The organism is Pseudonocardia halophobica (assembly GCF_050948485.1).
Taxonomy (GTDB): domain Bacteria; phylum Actinomycetota; class Actinomycetes; order Mycobacteriales; family Pseudonocardiaceae; genus Pseudonocardia; species Pseudonocardia halophobica.
Map to the genome: position 1 here is coordinate 2426912 of NZ_CP192046.1, position 17400 is coordinate 2444311.

The 17400-nt window shown below is 75.4% G+C and carries 17 protein-coding genes; 11 read left to right on the forward strand and 6 right to left on the reverse strand.

All coding sequences use genetic code 11. The features are described 5' to 3' along the window. Positions 1–52 precede the first annotated feature (52 nt). Complete coding sequence (locus ACQP04_RS11670; protein WP_433507065.1) at positions 53–391, forward strand: STAS domain-containing protein; 339 nt, start codon at positions 53–55, stop codon at positions 389–391. Positions 392–637: 246 nt separating this feature from the next. On the opposite strand, the gene ACQP04_RS11675 is transcribed toward ACQP04_RS11670, so the two are convergent. From ACQP04_RS11675 to ACQP04_RS11695, 5 genes are all read right to left on the reverse strand, one after another. Beyond that, complete coding sequence (locus ACQP04_RS11675) at positions 638–1501, reverse strand: energy-coupling factor ABC transporter ATP-binding protein (protein ID WP_433507066.1); 864 nt, start codon at positions 1499–1501, stop codon at positions 638–640. 5 nt (positions 1502–1506) lie between these two features. After that, positions 1507–2247, reverse strand: a complete 741-nt coding sequence (cbiQ, locus tag ACQP04_RS11680) for a cobalt ECF transporter T component CbiQ (protein ID WP_433507067.1) — start codon at positions 2245–2247, stop codon at positions 1507–1509. Then, positions 2247–2564 carry an energy-coupling factor ABC transporter substrate-binding protein gene (locus tag ACQP04_RS11685; RefSeq protein ID WP_433507068.1) on the reverse strand — a complete coding sequence of 106 codons (318 nt, stop codon included), beginning with the start codon at positions 2562–2564 and terminating at the stop codon, positions 2247–2249. Before ACQP04_RS11685 ends, cbiQ begins: the two co-directional genes overlap by 1 nt. Beyond that, on the reverse strand, positions 2561–3274 hold the full coding sequence (locus ACQP04_RS11690; protein WP_433507069.1) for an energy-coupling factor ABC transporter permease: 714 nt from the start codon (positions 3272–3274) through the stop codon (positions 2561–2563). Before ACQP04_RS11690 ends, ACQP04_RS11685 begins: the two co-directional genes overlap by 4 nt. A gap of 62 nt (positions 3275–3336) precedes the next feature. Further along, on the reverse strand, positions 3337–3864 hold the full coding sequence (locus tag ACQP04_RS11695) for a cupin domain-containing protein (protein WP_433507070.1): 528 nt from the start codon (positions 3862–3864) through the stop codon (positions 3337–3339). A 29-nt stretch (positions 3865–3893) separates the two neighbouring features. Between ACQP04_RS11695 and ACQP04_RS11700 the strand changes: the two genes are divergently transcribed. Together ACQP04_RS11700 and ACQP04_RS11705 are read left to right on the forward strand one after the other, a co-directional pair. Then, positions 3894–4358 carry a MarR family winged helix-turn-helix transcriptional regulator gene (locus ACQP04_RS11700; protein WP_433507071.1) on the forward strand — a complete coding sequence of 155 codons (465 nt, stop codon included), beginning with the start codon at positions 3894–3896 and terminating at the stop codon, positions 4356–4358. Between the two features lie 670 nt (positions 4359–5028). Further along, positions 5029–6216 carry a hypothetical protein gene (locus ACQP04_RS11705; RefSeq protein ID WP_433507072.1) on the forward strand — a complete coding sequence of 396 codons (1188 nt, stop codon included), beginning with the start codon at positions 5029–5031 and terminating at the stop codon, positions 6214–6216. 341 nt (positions 6217–6557) lie between these two features. On the opposite strand, the gene ACQP04_RS11710 is transcribed toward ACQP04_RS11705, so the two are convergent. Continuing rightward, positions 6558–7274, reverse strand: coding sequence for an alpha/beta fold hydrolase (locus ACQP04_RS11710; protein ID WP_433507073.1), 717 nt, complete (start codon positions 7272–7274; stop codon positions 6558–6560). A gap of 180 nt (positions 7275–7454) precedes the next feature. On the opposite strand from ACQP04_RS11710, the gene ACQP04_RS11715 reads away from it, so the two are divergent. The 8 genes from ACQP04_RS11715 to ACQP04_RS11750 all read left to right on the forward strand — a co-directional run bounded on the left by ACQP04_RS11715 (position 7455) and on the right by ACQP04_RS11750 (position 17396). Then, entirely contained in the window at positions 7455–8276 is an 822-nt protein-coding gene (locus tag ACQP04_RS11715; RefSeq protein WP_433507074.1) for a PaaX family transcriptional regulator, read from the forward strand. Between the two features lie 118 nt (positions 8277–8394). Then, complete coding sequence (locus ACQP04_RS11720; RefSeq protein WP_433507075.1) at positions 8395–9798, forward strand: MFS transporter; 1404 nt, start codon at positions 8395–8397, stop codon at positions 9796–9798. Further along, complete coding sequence (locus ACQP04_RS11725; RefSeq protein ID WP_433507076.1) at positions 9795–10874, forward strand: cupin domain-containing protein; 1080 nt, start codon at positions 9795–9797, stop codon at positions 10872–10874. The genes ACQP04_RS11720 and ACQP04_RS11725 overlap by 4 nt, the downstream gene beginning before the upstream one ends. After that, positions 10871–11686, forward strand: a complete 816-nt coding sequence (locus ACQP04_RS11730) for a fumarylacetoacetate hydrolase family protein (protein ID WP_433507077.1) — start codon at positions 10871–10873, stop codon at positions 11684–11686. The genes ACQP04_RS11725 and ACQP04_RS11730 overlap by 4 nt, the downstream gene beginning before the upstream one ends. After that, positions 11686–13275, forward strand: coding sequence for an FAD-dependent monooxygenase (locus ACQP04_RS11735; RefSeq protein WP_433507078.1), 1590 nt, complete (start codon positions 11686–11688; stop codon positions 13273–13275). Before ACQP04_RS11730 ends, ACQP04_RS11735 begins: the two co-directional genes overlap by 1 nt. After that, positions 13272–15365, forward strand: a complete 2094-nt coding sequence (locus tag ACQP04_RS11740) for an acetate--CoA ligase family protein (RefSeq protein ID WP_433507079.1) — start codon at positions 13272–13274, stop codon at positions 15363–15365. Before ACQP04_RS11735 ends, ACQP04_RS11740 begins: the two co-directional genes overlap by 4 nt. Beyond that, positions 15346–17031, forward strand: a complete 1686-nt coding sequence (locus tag ACQP04_RS11745; RefSeq protein ID WP_433507080.1) for a (2,3-dihydroxybenzoyl)adenylate synthase — start codon at positions 15346–15348, stop codon at positions 17029–17031. Before ACQP04_RS11740 ends, ACQP04_RS11745 begins: the two co-directional genes overlap by 20 nt. Next, complete coding sequence (locus ACQP04_RS11750; protein ID WP_433507081.1) at positions 17028–17396, forward strand: maleylpyruvate isomerase N-terminal domain-containing protein; 369 nt, start codon at positions 17028–17030, stop codon at positions 17394–17396. The genes ACQP04_RS11745 and ACQP04_RS11750 overlap by 4 nt, the downstream gene beginning before the upstream one ends. The last annotated feature ends 4 nt before the right edge of the window (positions 17397–17400 follow it).

The window sequence follows — 17400 nt, forward strand, 5'->3', positions numbered from 1 at the left end:
GCCCGTCTCCGGCCCGGTCCGTTGCTGCAGGAGGCGATCGCCCATCACCGACATGACGAATCCCCAGGGGTGCCGGCTCGAGATCGAGGTGGGGGACCGGACCCTCGTCCGCCTCTCCGGCGAGCTCGACGCACCCGACACCCGCAGCGCCCGGAAGCTGCTGACGGCCTACATCCGGGCCGGCACCACGATCGTCGTCGATCTCGTGGCGGTGACCCGCGTCGACCCGAGCGGGCTCACCGCGCTGGTCGACCTCCACGAGCTGGCCCGCCAGCAGGGCTCCCGGCTGGTCCTCGTGACCGGCGAGGGGGGCGGGCCGGCGCACCGGGCGCTGGAGTCGGCCGGCCTGATCGGCACGGTGGAGGTCCGGCAGGTCCTCGCGGACGGATGAGACTCCCCTGGTCCCGGCGGTGTGGACCACGGGGGAGTGCGGTCCGAGCCAGCCCGGTCGCCGACGAGGCGACCGGGCCCGGAGCCGGACGGGGGGCGCCCCGATCGTGCTCCGCCACGGGGACCACCGGCCTCGGCCGGGCGGCCCCGCGAGGCGACCGTCCCGTGTACGCGTGGTCGCGAGCAGGGCCCAACGGCCCGGCGGGCGGGGACGACAGGCCCCTCCGCCGGGGCCCGGTCCCGCTGCTCAGGGCTCCGTCCGGCCCACCGGAACGGTCAGCTCCCCGATCTCCCCGAGCGCGGCGTACAGCTCGGCGGGGGTGCGCGGGCGCGCCGCGGAGCCCAGTGCGCGCAGGAGCCGGTGGACCCCCGGCGCCCAGGCCGGGCCCAGCCGCGCGGACCGCAGCAGCTCCGCGTCGCCGAGCACTTCCTCGACCGGGGCCACCCGCACCCGGCCGTCCGCCACGACGGCGACCTCGTCGGCCCACCGGTGGGCGAGGTCGACGTCGTGGGTGGAGAGGACGACGGTCGTCCCGGCCCGGTGCAGCTCGTCGAGCGTGACGAGCAGCTCCTCGACGCCGGCCGGGTCCAGCCCGGCCGTCGGCTCGTCGAGCACCAGGAGCCGCGGGCGCATCGCGACCGCGCCCGCGATCGCCGTGCGCTTCTTCTGCCCGAAGGACAGCAGGTGGGTGGGGCGGTCGGCGAGGTCGGCGATGCCCAACGCCGCCAGCGCCGCCTCGACGCGGGCGGTGACCTCGGCGGGGGCCAGGCCCAGGTTGAGCGGGCCGAACGACACGTCCTGCGCGACGTCGGCGGCGAAGAGCTGGTCGTCCGGGTCCTGCAGGACGAGCTGGACCTGCTCGCGCAGCCGGGTCAGGCCGCGCCGGTCGCGGCGGACCGGTTGACCGTCGAGCAGCACCCGGCCCCCGCCCGGCTCGAGCAGCCCGAGCAGGAGCCGGAACAGGGTCGTCTTGCCGCCGCCGTTGGGGCCGAGCACGGCGAGGCGGCGGCCCTCGTGCAGGGACAGGGTGGCGCCGATGAGCACCGGCCGCGCGGGGTCGTAGGCGAAGACCAGGCCGTCGGCCTGCAGGATCGGGCCCGCGGGAGTCACCGGGCTCACCGCGGGGCCAGCAGCGACGTGGCCGCGACGACGGCGGCGAGCAGCAGGCACGTCGCCGCGACGAAGGCGGGGGAGAGCTCGCGCGCCGCGACCTGCACGCGCAGCGAACCGGTGTACCCGCGGGAGGCGAGCCCCTGCTCCAGCCGCCGGGCCCGGTCGAACGCGCGCACGAACACCGCCGCGCCCTGCCCGCTCAGCGAGCGGTAGGAGGTCCGCCAGGTGCGGAAGCCGAGCCGGCCCGCCTGGGCGTCCCGGACCGCCCGCAACGACTCCAGCAGCAGGAACAGGAAGCGGTAGGTCAACGCGGCGACCTCGGTGACCGCCGGCGGCACGCCGAGCCGGTTCAGCCGGGGCAGCAGGTCGGCGAGCGGGGTCGTGGCGGCGAAGAGCAGCAGGCACAGCAGTGCGGCGGTCGCGCGACCGGCCAGCTGGGCCGCCTGCGGGAGCCCGGCGGGCTCCCACCGGAGCCACGGGTCCCCGCCGACCGCGACCAGCAGCGGCAGCATCCCGGTGACGACGAACCCGAGCGGCACCCGGACCGCCCGCCACAGCGTCCGGGCCGGCAGCCCGGCCGGACCGAGGACCAGCACGAGGGCCACCCCGCCGGTGATCGCCGCGCCCGGCCAGGTGGGCAGCACGAGGGTCAGGACCAGCAGGCCGAGCGAGAGCAGCGCCTTCTCCCCGGGGTGCCGGGGGCGCCACCGGTTCGTGTAGGCCGCCGCGTCGAGCGGCAGCATCAGGCGGAGTCCTCGGGGCGCTGCACGGACGGGCCGCGACCGAGCCGGCGCTTGGTGCGCGCCACGCCGAAGTAGTAGCCGAGCACGCCGGCGCCGATCGCGGCCTGCAGGGCGAACAGCCCGGAGGCGATCTCCTGCGACGGAGGCTCGTAGATCGCCGTGAACCAGGGCCGGTAGTCGGGGTGGGAGTCGGTGATGGCCTCCTGGGCGACCCCGTCGGCCCCGCCGAACTCACCCTGCACGAACAGCACCGGGATCGCGGCGAGCGCCACGACGGCCAGCACCAGCAGCCAGTTGACCAGCGTGGAGCGCCTCACGCGCCGACCTCCTTCGCGGTGGACTCCCCGGTGGCGGACGGGGCGGACGGGGTGGGCAGCACCCCGAGGCGACGCAGCTCGTCCGGGCTGACCCGGACCAGCAGCCGCACCACGAGCAGGGTCAGCAGGCCCTCGCTCACGGCGAGCGGGATCTGCGTGATCGCGAAGATCGAGCCGAACTTCACGATCGCGCCGCCGACGCCGGACGCGGCGTCGGGGAAGGCGAGGGCGAGCTGCACGCTGGTCACGCAGTAGGTCGCGAGGTCGCCCAGCGCCGCGGCGAGGAACACGCCCAGCCCGAGGCCGCCGCCCGCGCGCCGGACCAGCCGGTAGGTCCCGTAGGCGACCCACGGCCCGACGATCGCCATGGAGAAGACGTTGGCCCCGAGCGTCGTGAGCCCGCCATGGGCGAGCAGGACCGCCTGGAAGAACAGGACGATCGTCCCGAGCAACGCCATCACCGGTGGTCGGAACAGCACCGCCCCCAGCCCGGTGCCCGTCGGGTGCGAGCAGGAGCCGGTCACCGAGGGGATCTTCAGCGCCGAGAGCACGAAGCTGAACGCGCCCGCCGCGCCGAGCAGCAGCTTCGAGTCCGGGTCGGTCCGGACCTGGTGCACGACCGCCCGCGCCCCGTGCACCACGAACGGGGCGGAGGCGACGGCCCACGCCGCGGCGTGCAGGGGTGGGAGATAACCCTCGGCGATGTGCACGACCCGCTCCTTCCGGACACTTCCGCGGACCGTGGGACCGTAAGGTTCCGCTCCGGATCAGGTCAACGGTTGAACACTCCTTCAACTGTGGGTCGGATCACCGTCGTGTCATCCCGCGGGCCGACGTCCGGGATCGGGCCGAGCATCTCGATCCCGGTGCGCGCCGCCGCGGCGAGGATCTCGTCCATCCCCGGCTCCCCGTCCAGGGCTGCCACCGCGCGCAGGAACCCCTCCATCGGCGCGCCGGGGGCGTGGACGACGAACGCCACCGCGTCCCGGTCGGACTCGTTGCGGACCGTGTGCGGGGTGCCGCCGGCCAGCGGGACGACGGCGCCGACGCCGGCCGTGACGCGCCGGCGGCCCGGATCGTCGGCGCCACCGAGGTAGAAGGTGAACTCGCCGCTCGTGACGTAGTAGACCTCGCCCGGGTCGTGCCGGTGCATCACCGGTGGACCGCCGCCGGGCGGCATGCGGATCTGCACCGCGAAGAGCGCGCCACCGGTCTGCTCGCCGGTCGCGAGCACGGTGACCTCGTCCGGGCCCGTGCGGAGGCGTTCGGCCGTGGGATAATCGACAGGTAACTTGTCCATGTAGGAAGAGTAGACAAGGAGATTGTCCAGTGTCGAGGGGTCTGCCGGACTGGAAGGGTGCCGAGCGGCCGGCGAACCTCGCCGTGCTGATGCGCGAGGCCTTCGCGGCGCTCAACGCCCGGGCCCTGGCCCGGCTGGCCGAGCGCGGCCACACCGCGGTGCGCGCCGCCCACGGCGCCGTCTTCCAGTACCTGGACGACACCGGCACCACGGTCAGTGTGCTGGCCGAACGTGCCCAGATGACCAAGCAGGGCATGGCCGAGCTGGTGCGGCACCTCGAGGCGCACGGCTACGTGGACCGGGTGCCCGACCCCTCGGACCGGCGGGCCAAGCTCGTCGTTCCCACCGACCTCGGGCGGGACGTGATCGCGATCGCCCAGGACCTCGTGCCCGAGCTCGAGCGGCAGGTCGCCCGGCTGATCGGCGCCGACCGCGTCGACGCCCTGCGCGCGGACCTCGAGGCGATCCGCGGCGCCTACTCCGCGCCCGGCTGAGCAGCCGGCCGACCGCTGCCCACCCACACGTGTTTCGTTTCTCCGGCGCCCGGAGGGAAAGCGTAACCTGGTCCCGCAGCTCACCGCGGACGAGACGCACCCCGGTGGCGCGATCGCGGGCGACGCCACACCGTCGGCCTTCTTCGACAGCGCCTTCCGGTTCGACGAGCCCTTCGAGGCGCCGTACCGGGACAACGACCAGAAGCGCGCGATCGCCGCGGGCGACCTGTCGCCGTTCTTCGCCGAGGTCGACTTCGGGAAGCTCGCCGACGGCGTCGACGACGAGCCGGCGTCCCGACCAGCGGTTACCAGACGCGGATCTTCGCCTCGCACTTCGAGAAGGCGCAGGGGCGGCGGCTGCCGAGGACCCGGGCGGCCCTCCTCCGGGCTCCGGGACGCAGCAGGGCGGGATCCAGACCGGCGCCGGCGAGGACAGCGAGGGACGGCCGAGCCTGGCCTTCGGCTGGCCGTGCCGGGACGACTGCGTCCCCGACCTGCCGGGCCGGCTGCAGCGCTACACGGTGTTCGTGCCGGAGGCCCCGGCACCGGAGCACGGGTACTCGTCGCTCGTCTGGACCAACGGCTACGCGCGCTCCGCCCCGGGGACGACGTCGCCGGCGACCGCGACCTGTACCGGCAGTTCGCCGAGCGTCCGGGCCACCCTACGCTGGTGATCGACGTCGACGCCCGCGGGCAGGACGAGTGGGGCTACGGCGAGTCCGGCGCGGCGGTGTTCGAGGCGATCGCCGACGCCCGCCGGCACTACGACCTCGACACGGAGCGGACCGCGATGGGCGGCTTCTCCTCCGGCGCCTACATGGCCAACAAGCTGTCCCTGACCTTCCCGGACGAGTTCAACAGGGCCTTCCTCTGCGACGGGCTCAACGTCGCCCCCTCGTTCCCGGGCCTCAACGGCGTGGCCGACCAGGTGGGTGACACGGTCGGCGTCGACACGCTGACGGTGCACGAGCCGGGCTCGAAGCTGTCCGTGCTGCTGCCGAGCCCGCGCAACCAGCCGGTGATGGAGTGGGCCGGGGTCAACGACGACTTCATCGCCTACAACATCACCCGCGAGCGCGCCGACGCCTACGCCGCCGGGGACTACGACTACGAGTTCCACAGCTGGGTCGGGCTCGCCGCCGAGCACCTCGTGATGTGCAAGAACGGCATGTGGGACGGGGCGACCGGGTGGCTGGGCGACGCGCCGCGCGCCGTCGACCCGCACCACGTCACCTTCGTGCGCAACCCGCTGATGGACGATCCGGAGTCCGGGCTCGTGGCGGACAAGGCCTACTGGCTCTCGGACGTCGCGACCCGCGGGCCCGAGCTGGGCACGATCGACGTCGTGTCCCGCGGGCAGGGCGTGACCGACGCGATCCCGCCGGCGCCCGGCCGCGAGCTCGGGGTGGCGGACGGGCACTTCTCGCCGGTCAACCCGTACCTGCGCGAGTTCCGGCACCTCGACCCGGCGGTCGAGGCCCCGGCGGAGGACGTGCTCGACGTCCGGTCGGCGGGTGTCGGCGCGGTCACGATCGACCCGGAGCGGGCCGGCGTGGACTGCGACGCGGACCTGAACGTGGCCACCGACGGGCCGCTGACGGTGACCCTGGCCGGCTGCGACCGCACCGGGTCGTTCGACGGCACCGACTCCGGCGGCCTGGCGCGGCCGGAGACCTACGCCCCGGCCGACCCGCTCGCCCCGGTCGGCAACCCGGCGGCCGGCGCGCCGCTGCCCGCGGAGGTCGGCAACGCCCCGCAGCTCCCGCTGCAGGATCTGCCGCCGCTGCGGTTCCCGCCGAACCAGCCCGGCCAGGACCCGCGGTCGGGCGACGGGGCGCAGGAGCAACCCCAGGCGTGACCGCCTGACCCCGCACGACGCCCTCGCCCGCGGCTCCCCCGGGCGAGGGCGTCATATGTTGCTGTGCGGTGTTGGTCGTCGACGATCCGTTGAGGCGGTCCTCGAGCGGCTCGCGGGCCGGCCGGCGCCGGGAGGCGGCGAAGGTCTTCGTGCGCTTCGGGTCCGCGCTGCGCGGCGACCGGCGCGTCGTCGCGCGCCGGCCGGCGCCCCGGACCGTCGTGATCCAGGGTGCGGGTCACCTGGTGCACCGGACCGGCCGCGGAGTTCGTCGCGGCCGTGCGGGCGGGCGCCGCGGAGGCGCCCGCCCGGTGATCCCGGCCCGATGACCTCCGGCCCGCCGCTCAGGCCTTGAGCAGGGCCTCGGCCAGACCGGCGGGCTCGGTGAAGCAGGCCTCGTGGCTGCCGGGGGCGGCGAGCGGGGTGACCCCGAGCCTGCCGGCGAACCGGTCCCACCCGTACTCGCCCGGCGGCAGGGCGACGTCCTCGCTGCTCAGCACGTAGGTGACGGGCACGCCCAGTGCGGCCGGGTCGAGCGGCTCGACGGTCTCGGTGAAGTACTGGAAGGGCTGCGGCACCATCAGCGCGTGGACGGCCCGCTGGACCTCCTCCGGTGCGTCGTTCATGAACGCGGCCTGCCAGACCTCGAACGGCATCGCCACGGAGTTCGTGCCGGACGCCTGCGCGAGCTGCGTGAACAGCTCCTGGTACTGCGGCGGCACCTCGTCGTAGAGCGAGCGGCCCGCGGCGGGCACGAAGGCGCTCCAGTACACGACCTTGCGCAGCCGGGCGGACAGCCGCGGCGCCGCGCCGGTGATCACGTAGCCGCCCCAGCTGTGCCCGACGAGCGTGACGTCCCGCAGGTCCTCCCGCTCGACCAGGTCGACGACGGCGTCGACGACGTCCGCGAGGTGGTACCGGGTCGGGTCGTCGCCGTCGTGCAGGCCCGGGAGGGTCGGGGTGAGCACGCGGTGGCCCGCGGCCCGCAGGTGCTCGGCCACGGGCCGCCAGGCCCAGCCGCCGTGCCAGGCGCCGGTGATCAGCACGAAGGTCTCGGACATCGGGTGCTCCTCGTCGAGTGGGGTGCGCACATCCTGGTGAGCGTTCCAGTACGTGTCAATCACGCGCCGGTCGGCAGGAGATCGGCGCGGCTCGCCGGTGATCGCGTCATCGACGAGGGCGCCCGGGGTGGGACACTGGGGTCCGGCGCACGGTTCCGTGCGCGCGGGGGAGGTGGGTTCGTGAAGGCGCGGTCGCTGGTCTTCGACCTGTTCGGCGACTACCTGCGCTACCGGGGTGGCGAGGCCCGGCTGCGCAGCCTCGTGTCGCTGATGGGGTGCTTCGACGTCCCCGAGCCCACGGTCCGGGTCGTGGTGACCCGGTTGCGCAAGGAGGGCTGGCTGTCCAGCCGCCGGGACGGCCGCGAGACGGTCTACGCCCTCACCGACGCGGCCTGGGCGCTGCTCGACGAGGGCCGTGAGCGCATCTTCCACCGTGCTCAGGGCCCGTGGGACGGGCAGTGGCACATGGTCATCTACTCGGTGCCCGAGACCGAGCGGGGGCTCCGCGAGCAGCTGCGCAAGAAGCTCGCGTGGTTCGGGTTCGGGCCGCTGTCCTCGTCGGTCTGGCTGAGCCCGCACGACCGCACCGGGCTGGTCCGCGAGGCCTTCGCCGACGAGCCGGCCGTGCAGCTCGACGTCTTCCGCTCGCGGTCGGTCGGGACCGCGGCGGACCGGGACATCGCCGCCCGGTCCTGGGACCTCGCGGGCCTGGACCGCGCCTACGCCGAGCTGCTCGAGACCTACCGGCCCCGGCTCGCCGCGTACCGCGCGGGCGAGCTGCAGGGCGCCGACGCGCTGGTCGAGCGGATGAACCTGATCCACGACTACCGCCGCTTCCCGTTCCGCGACCCGGACCTGCCGCCCGAGCTGCTTCCGGAGGGCTGGAGCGGGCGGCTCGCCCACGAGGTGTTCCTCGAGGCCCACGGGCTGCTGCGAGGGCCCGCCGAGGCCTGTGTGGACGCCTTCACCGGGACGGCGATGCCCGAGGAGGAGGCGGGTTAGCCCCGTCACCCCGCTCATTAGTTACAGGATCTGGACGGTCGTCGGCGTCACGTTGTAACGTGAGGTCCGCACCCGCCACGGCGGCGGTGTGCGTTCACCGACGAGGAGCGTGGTGCCCGTGTCACGGACGACAGGACCGACCACCCCCCGGTCCGGACTCGTCGTGGTCGCCCTGTGCTTCCTGACGATCGTCTTCGACGGCTACGACCTGATCGTCTACGGCTCGGCCGTGCCCAGCCTGCTGGCCGAGCCGGGCTGGGACCTGGGACCGGCGCAGGCCGGCGCCATCGGCAGCTACGCCCTGGCCGGCATGCTGATCGGCGCGCTCGGCGCCGGCGCGGTCACGGACGCGATCGGGCGCCGCCGGATCATGCTGGTCGGCATCACCTGGTTCTCGGTGCTGATGGTGGCCTGCGCCTTCGCCCCGAGCCCCGGCGCGCTGGGGCTGCTGCGCTTCCTCGCCGGGCTGGGGCTCGGCGGCGTCATCCCGTCTGCGATCGCGCTGACCGTCGAGTACGCCCCGCGCGGCCGCCGGCAGCTCTACAACGCCCTGATGTTCGCCGGCTACTCGGTGGGCGGCGTGCTCGCGGCGGTCCTCGCGCTGCTGCTGGCCGCCGACCACGGCTGGCGCCCGCTGCTGGCCATCGGCGCCGCACCGCTCGTCGTCGTGCTGCCGCTGGCCTGGCGGTTCCTGCCCGAGTCCGTGGGCTACCTGCTCGCCAAGGGCCGCGACGACGAGGCGGCGGCCCTCGCGGCCCGGTACGGAGTGGACCTGCCGGCGCTGCGCGAGGAGCGGGCGGCGGCCGCGGACACGGCCGGGCCGAAGGCCCTGTTCCGCCGGGGCGCCCTCGCCGCCACGCTGCTGTTCGGCGCGGCCAGCTTCTGCGGCCTGCTGCTGGTCTACGGGCTGAACACCTGGCTCCCGCAGATCATGCGCCAGGCCGGCTACCCGCTCGGGTCGGCGCTGACCTTCCTGCTCGTGCTCAACGTCGGGGCCGTGGTGGGCGCCGTCGTCGCCTCGCTGCTCGCGGACCGGTTCGGTCCGAAGCCGGTCACCGTGGCCGCGTTCCTGCTGGCCACGGCCTGCCTGGTGGTGCTGAGCCAGCGCGTCGACACCGGGCTGCTGCTCGTGGCGGTCACCGTGGCCGGGCTCGGCAGCGTGGGCACGCAGATCCTGGTCAACGGCTACGTGGCCGTGCACCACCCGGCCGCGGTGCGGGCCACCGCGCTCGGCTGGGCGCTCGGGGTCGGCCGGGCCGGCGCGATCGTCGGGCCGCTGTTCGGCGGGTGGGTGCTGGCCTCGGGCATCGGTTTCGAGTGGAACTTCTACGGGTTCGCGGTGCCCGCGCTCGCGGGTGCGTTGCTCATCGCTCTGGTCCCGCGGCGGCGGGGGGACGGGCCGGCCGCGGTCCCGTCCGGACACGTCACGGGCACGACGACCACGGGCACGACGACCACGGGCACGACGACCACGGGCACAGCGGAGACCGCGGGCACGACGAAGGAGGAGACGACGGCATGACCACCGCACCGGAGATCACCCCGCAGGAGCAGGAGCAGCTCGACGAGCTGTACGCGGCCTTCGCCGCCGCGCACATGACGCCGCTGTGGACGCAGATCGGCGGCCTGATGCCCACCAGCCCGCGGCCGGACTCGGTGCCGTTCCTGTGGCGCTGGTCCACCCTGCTCCCGCTGGCCGAGAAGGCCGGCGAGCTGGTGCCCGTCGGCCGGGGCGGGGAGCGCCGCGCGATCGCGCTGGCCAACCCCGGCCTGCCGGGCACCCCGTACGCCACCCCCACGCTCTGGGCGGCGATCCAGTACCTCGGCCCGCGCGAGGAGGCGCCCGCGCACCGCCACACCCAGACCGCGTTCCGGTTCGTGGTGGAGGGCGAGGGGGTGTGGACCAACGTCGAGGGCGACCCGGTCGCGATGCGGCGCGGGGACCTGCTGCTCACCCCGGGCATGCACTTCCACGAGCACCACAACACCACCGACCACCCGATGGCCTGGATCGACGGCCTGGACATCCCGCTGGTCCGCACCCTCGACGCCGGGTTCTTCGAGTTCGGCCCGGACGTGCTGGCCACGAAGGAGACCCCGGAGGTCTCGCGCAACGAGCGGCTGTGGGGCCACCCCGGGCTCACGCCCGTCGGTGCACCCGCTCCGAAGGCGTCCCCGCTCATGGCCTACCGCTGGCAGCACACCGACGCCGCGCTCACCGCGCAGCTGGAGCTGGAGCGCGAGGGGCACCCCGGCGTCGTCGAGCCCGGGCACGCCGTCGTCCGCTTCACCAACCCCGCGACGGCCGGGGACTGCCTGTCCACCATGCGCTGCGAGATGCACCGGCTGCGCGCCGGCACCTCCACCGCGCTGACCCGGACCGCGGGGTCCTCGGTCTGGCAGGTCTTCGAGGGCTCGGGCGTGGTGACCGTCGGCGACGAGCGCTACGAGATCGGCCGCGGCGACCTGTTCTGCGTGCCCTCCTGGGCCGGGCTCGCGTTCGACACCGCCTCGGGGCTCGACGCCTTCCGCTACTCCGACGACCCCGTCCTCGAGGCCCTCGGTCTCGCCCGCACCGCACGAGAGGACCGTTCGTGAAGCTCGCGACCATCCGTACCACCACCGGCACCGCCGCCGTCCGCGTCGACCCCGACGCCGCCGTCGAGCTGGGGGCCGCGGACCTGGGCGAGTTCCTGGCCCGCCCGGACTGGCGGGCCGCGGCGGCGGCCGCGGACGGCCCGCGGCACGACCTCGCCGGGCTGGACTACGCGACCCTGGTCCCGCGCCCGGAGAAGGTCGTCTGCGTCGGGCTGAACTACCGCACGCACATCCTGGAGATGGGCCGCGGGCTGCCGGAGTACCCGACGCTGTTCGCGAAGTTCGCCCGGGCGCTGGTCGGCGCGTACGACCCGGTCGAGCTGCCGGCGGGGTCGGAGCAGGTGGACTGGGAGGCCGAGCTCGGCGTGGTGATCGGCGCCGAGGTCCGGCACGCCGACGCGGAGCAGGCGGCCGCGGCGATCGCCGGGTACACGGTGGTCAACGACGTGACCGCCCGGGACTTCCAGTACCGCTCCGTGGAGTGGTTGCAGGGCAAGACCTTCGAACGCAGCACCCCGGTGGGCCCGTGGCTGGTGGTGGACGAGGGCGCTCCGGGGGAGATCTCCTGCGAGGTCGACGGCGACGTGGTCCAGAAGGCCGACACCGCGGACCTCGTGTTCTCCCCGGCCGACCTGGTCGCCTACGTCTCGCAGGTGATCACGCTGGTGCCGGGCGACATCATCGCCACCGGCACACCGGGCGGGGTCGGGCACGCCCGCACGCCCCCGCACTACCTGGCCGAGGGCTCGACGCTCGTCACGCGCGTCGAGGGGCTGGGGGAGCAGCGCAACACGATGGTGAAGGGACACTGATGCGGATCGCCGTCGCGGGGGGCGGCCCGGGCGGGCTGTTCTTCGCCACCCTGATCCGGCGGGCGGACCCGTCGATCGAGGTCACGGTGTTCGAGCGGAACCGGGCCGACGACACGTTCGGCTTCGGCGTGGTGTTCTCCGACCGCACGCTGGCCGGGATCCACGAGGCCGACCCGGTGCTGCGGCAGGCGCTGACCGAGCACGGCCGGCACTGGGACGAGATCGAGGTCCGGCTCAAGGGCGAGCGGATCCGCTGCGGCGGCAACGGCATGGCCGCCGTGGTGCGCAGGACGCTGCTGGCGCTGATGCAGGCCCGCGCCCGGGACGTCGGCGCCGACCTGCGGTTCTCCACGGAGGTCACCCTCGACGAGCTCGCCGGCTACGACCTGGTCGTGGCCGCGGACGGGACCGGCTCGAGGATCCGCGAGCAGCTCGACGCCGACCTCGGCGTGGAGGTCGAGACCGCGACGGCGAAGTTCATCTGGTTCGGCACGGACTACCTGTTCGACGGGCTGACCTTCGTGCACGAGCGCAGCCCCGACGGCGTGTTCGCCGTGCACGGCTACCCGATCTCCGACGAGATGTCGACCTTCATCGTGGAGACGGACGACGCGTCCTGGCGGCGGGCCGGGCTCGACGAGTTCGACGTGACCCGGCCGCCGGGTGAGAGCGACCCGATCTCCAAGGAGTACCTGGAGAAGCTGTTCGCCGACCAGATCGACGGGAAGCGGCTGCTGGTCAACAACTCCCGCTGGGGCAACTTCCGCACCCGCCGGACCAGCCGGTGGCACGCGCTGCGGCCGCGCCCCGTGGCCCTCCTCGGCGACGCCGTGCACACCGCCCACTTCTCGGTGGGCTCGGGCACGAAGATGGCGATGGAGGACGCGGTCGCGCTGTCCGCGGCGCTCGCCGCGCACCCGGACGACCTCCCGGCGGCGCTCGTGGCGTACGAGGAGGCCGCCCAGCCGTCGGTGCGGAAGATCCAGGACTCGGCGCGGCCGAGCCTGGCCTGGTGGGAGCACTTCGGCGAGTACCACGACGCCTTCGAGCCGTGGCAGTTCGCGTACCACTTCCTCTCCCGCAGCATCACCGACGGGCGGCTGGCGAGGCGGGACCCGGAGTTCGTCGCCGCCAGCCACCGCGGCTGGGTCGGCGCGCACGGCGCGGAGCCCCTCGACACGCCGTTCGCGTGCGGGGGCTGGTCCACGCCGGGCCGGCTGGTCCGGGTCTCCACCGACGAGGGTCGGCCGGACACGGTCGAGGGCACCCTGCCGCTCGCGGAGCACGCGGACTCCGGGCCGTGGGGCGCGCTCGTCGCCGCCCCGGAGACCGAGGCCGGCCTGCCGGACGTGTTCGCGCGGCTCACCGCGCTCGCGCGCCTCGACACCCCGCCGGTCCTCGTGGCCGTGCACGGCGGTACCGCGCTGACCCGCACGTTGACCTGCGAGCAGGCCCGCCTGCAGAGCGGGCTCCCGGCGCTGCTCGTCGAGCCCGCTGCCGGCGACGCCGACGACGACGGGCGGGCGCGGGACCGCGCGCTCACCACCGTGCTCTCCGGCCGCGCCGACCTCGTGGGGGTGCCGGCGTGACCAGCACCGTGCCCCGTCGCGACACCACGGGTTCGGCCGACCTGGGGGCGCTCTTCGCCCCGCGTGGGATCGCCGTCGTCGGCGCTTCCCGCAGCCCGGGCAAGCTCGGCGCGGCCCTGGCCCGCTCGCTGGGCGGGTTCGCCGCGCGCGGCGGTCACCTCGCCCTGGTCAACGGCCGCGACGCGACCATGCACCCCTCGGTGCGCGCCGCGGCCGGGGCCGGGCCCGTCGACCTCGCCATGATCTGCGTGCCCGCGCCGGCCTGCCCCGAGGTGCTCGCCGAGGCCGCCGCGGCGGGCGCGGGTGCGGCCGTCGTGTGCGGAGGCGGGTTCGCCGAGGCCGGCGGCCCGGGCGTCGGGTACCAGGAGAAGCTCGCGGCCGTGGTCGCCGAGACCGGGATCCGCCTGCTCGGCCCCAACACCAGCGGGTTCCTCGCCCCGCACGCCGGGGTGACCGCGAGCTTCGTGCCCGGCGTCGCGCAGGTCCGGCCCGGCCGGGTCGCCGTCGTCGCGGCCAGCGGCGGGGTCAACCACGCCCTGGCCTTCCTGCTCACCGAGGCCGGGCACGGGGTCAGCCTCGCCGTGGGGCTCGGCAACGGCGTCGACGTCTCGGCGCCCGACGTGCTCGACCACCTCGCCGACGACCCGGACACCGGTGCCGTCGCCCTGCACGTCGAGTCGGTGGCCGACGGGCCCCGGCTGGTCGCGGCCGTGCGGCGGCTCGCCGCCCGGCGGCCGGTGGTGGCGCTCGTCGTCGGCCGGCACGACGTCGGCGCCTTCGCCGCCTCCCACACCGGCGCCCTCGCGACCTCGTGGCGCACCACGCGCGCGGCCCTCGCCCAGGCCGGCGCGGTCCTGGTCGGCGACGAGCGCGAGCTCGTCGACGCCGTCGGGGCGCTGTCGGTGACCCGGGCGCGGCCTGCCCGCGCGGCCGGCGTCGGCGTCGTGACCGCCCAGGCCGGACCGGGTCTGCTGCTGCTCGACGACCTCAGCGGTCGGGGTGCCCGGGTGCCCGAGCTGGCGGCGGCCACCCAGGAGACGCTCGCCGGGCTGCTGCCGCCGCTGACCTTCCAGCTCAACCCGGTCGACACCGGCCGCCCCGGCCCCGAGCTGAACCGGGTGTTCCGGGCCGTGGCCGGGGACCCGGAGGTCGACGTGGTCGCGGGGTACGCGCTGCACGAGCCCGACGCCGTCGACCTCGTCGCCGCCGCCAGCGAGGGCCGGGTCGACGGCGTGCCGGTGGTCCTCGGGCTCGGCGGGACCGGCGACGAGGTGGTGCGGGCCCGCCGCGCCCTGCTCGACGCCGGCATCGCCGTCGCCGCCGATCCGCGGGGCGTCGCGGCCGGCGTCGGTGCCCTGCTCGCCGACGCCCGCGTGCGCGCCCGCCGGGCCGACCCCGTCGTCCCGCGGCAGGTCCCCACCGGCGCCGAGGGCCCGCACGACGAGCACGCGGCCAAGGGCCTGCTCGACCGGCTCGGGGTCCCGACCGCGCCCCGGCGGGCCTGCGCGAGCCGGGCCGAGGCGCACGCCGCCCTCACTGCTCTCACGGCGCTCGGCGGCCCGGTGGCCGTCAAGATCCTCGACGCCGCCGTGATGCACAAGACCGAGATCGGCGGCGTGCACCTCGGGATCGCCGACGGGGCCGGGCTCGACGAGGCCCTCGACCGGCTCGACGCGGTCGGCGCGCGGCGCTACCTCGTCGAGCGGATGGCGCCCGCCGGGGTGGACCTCGTGCTCGGCGCCCGCCGCGACCCGGTGTTCGGCCCGATCGTGCTGCTCGGGCTGGGCGGCACGACCGCCGAGGCCCTGGCCGACGTCGCGATCCGGCTCGCCCCGCTCGGGCCCGGCGAGGCGGCGGAGATGCCGGCCGAGCTGGCCGGGCATGCGCTGCTCGACGGGTGGCGCGGCGGTCCCGTCCTCGACCCCGACGCGCTCGGGCGGGTCGCGTCCGCCCTCGGCGACCTGCTCGTCGCCAATCCCGGCCTCGCCGAGATCGAGGTCAACCCCCTGCGCCTGACCGCCGACGGTCTGGTCGCGCTCGACGCCGTCGTCATCCCCCAGGAGGCCAGCGATGCCCAGCCCGATCGGTGACCACACGGTGCCCTGGCCCGCCGACGTCGCCGCGGAGCACGTCGCGAAGGGCTACTGGGCCGGCGTGCCGCTCGGCACGCTGCTGCGCGAGGTCGCCGACGCCCGGCCGGACGCCCCGGCGCTCGTCGACGCGGCCGTGGGCCTGCGGCTGACCCACCGCGAGCTCGCCGAGCGCGTCGACGCCGCTGCGGCTCGGCTGCTCGACCTTGGCCTGGCCCGGGGCGACCGGATCGTGGTGCAGCTCGGCAACGGGTGGGAGTTCGTGGTGCTCACCCTGGCTTGCCTGCGCGCCGGGATCGTACCGGTGATGGCGCTGCCCGCACACCGCCGCACCGAGCTCGCCCACCTCGCCCGGCACGTCGAGGCCACCGCCATCGCGGTGCCGGACCGGATGCGCGACTTCGACCACCAGGCGCTGGCGCACGAGCTGGCCGACGAGGTGGTGCCGGAGACCGGGGGACCCTGGCACGTGCTCGTCGCCGGCGACGACGTCGCGCCCGGCAGCGTGGACCTGCGGGCGCTCTGCGGGCCGGCCGGCGACCCGGCCGCCGACCGGGCGCGGCTCGACGCGCTGCGGGTGGGCAGCCGGGACGTCGCGGTCTTCCTGCTCTCCGGCGGGACCACCGGCCTGCCGAAGCTAATCGCCCGCACGCACGACGACTACGCCTACAACGCCCGCGCCAGCGCGGCGATGGCCGGCGTCGACCCCGACACCGTCTACCTGGTGAGCCTGCCGGCGGGGCACAACTTCCCGCTGGCCTGCCCGGGCATCCTCGGCGTGCTGCTGGCCGGTGGGCGCGTCGTCCTGCTGCCGTCGCCGGAGCCGGCCCGCGCCTTCGCGACCGTCGAGGCCGAGGGGGTCACGCACACCGCCGTCGTCCCGGCGGTGGCCGGGAGGTGGCTGGACCACGCCGATGAGCACGGCTGCGGGCCTGTGGCGAGCCTGCGCGTGCTGCAGGTCGGTGGCGCCCGCCTCGCCGACGAGCTGGCGCGGAAGGTCCGGCCCGTCCTCGGCTGCACCCTGCAGCAGGTGTTCGGGATGGCCGAGGGGCTGCTCAACTTCACCCGGCTCGACGACCCCGAGGAGGTCGTCTGCACCACCCAGGGCCGGCCGATGTGCCCGGACGACGAGGTGCGGCTCGTCGACGAGCTCGACCAGGACGTGCCCGAGGGCGAGCCCGGCTCGCTGCTCACCCGCGGCCCCTACACCCCGCGCGGCTACTACAGGGCGGCCGAGCAGAACGCGCGCGCCTTCACCGCGGACGGCTGGTACCGCTCCGGCGACATCTGCCGGCGCACGCCCGAGGGCAACCTGGTCGTCGAGGGCCGGGACAAGGACATGATCAACCGCGGCGGCGAGAAGATCTCCGCCGAGGAGGTGGAGAACCTCGTCTACCAGCTGCCGGCCGTCGCGCAGGTGGCGGCGGTCGCGATGCCCGACCGCGAGCTGGGGGAGCGGGTCTGCCTCTACGTGGTCCCGCGGCCCGGGGCGGCCGTGACGCTCGAGGAGATCCGGGCGTCGATGGAGCGGATCGGCGTCGCCCGGTTCAAGCTGCCCGAGCACCTGGTGGTGGTCGACGAGCTCGCGTCGACGAAGGTCGGCAAGATCGACAAGAAGGCGCTGCGGGCCGACATCGCCGACCGGCTCGCCGGGGCGTCCGCATGAGCCGGCACGACCTCGACCGCACGCTGCCCTGGATGCGGGAGGGCATCGCCTTCCTGGAGACCCAGGTCGCGGCGCTGACGGACGACGAGCTGCAGGCCTCGAGCGCGCTGCCGGGCTGGACCCGGGCCCACGTCGTGGGGGCACGTCGCCCGCAACGCCGAGGCGCTGACCCGGCTGGCCGGCTGGGCCCGCACGGGGGTCGAGACACTGCTGGCCCCCGCCGACCGGACCGGCACCTGGCGGCTGGGACCGGCGGACGCGTGCCGGCCCCGGCGACCGTGACCGGCTCCGCGGCCGAGCTCGTGGGCCAGCTGACCGGCCGGGTCGCCGACCCGACCCGGCCGCCGCTGCCGCGCTGGCTCTGACGCG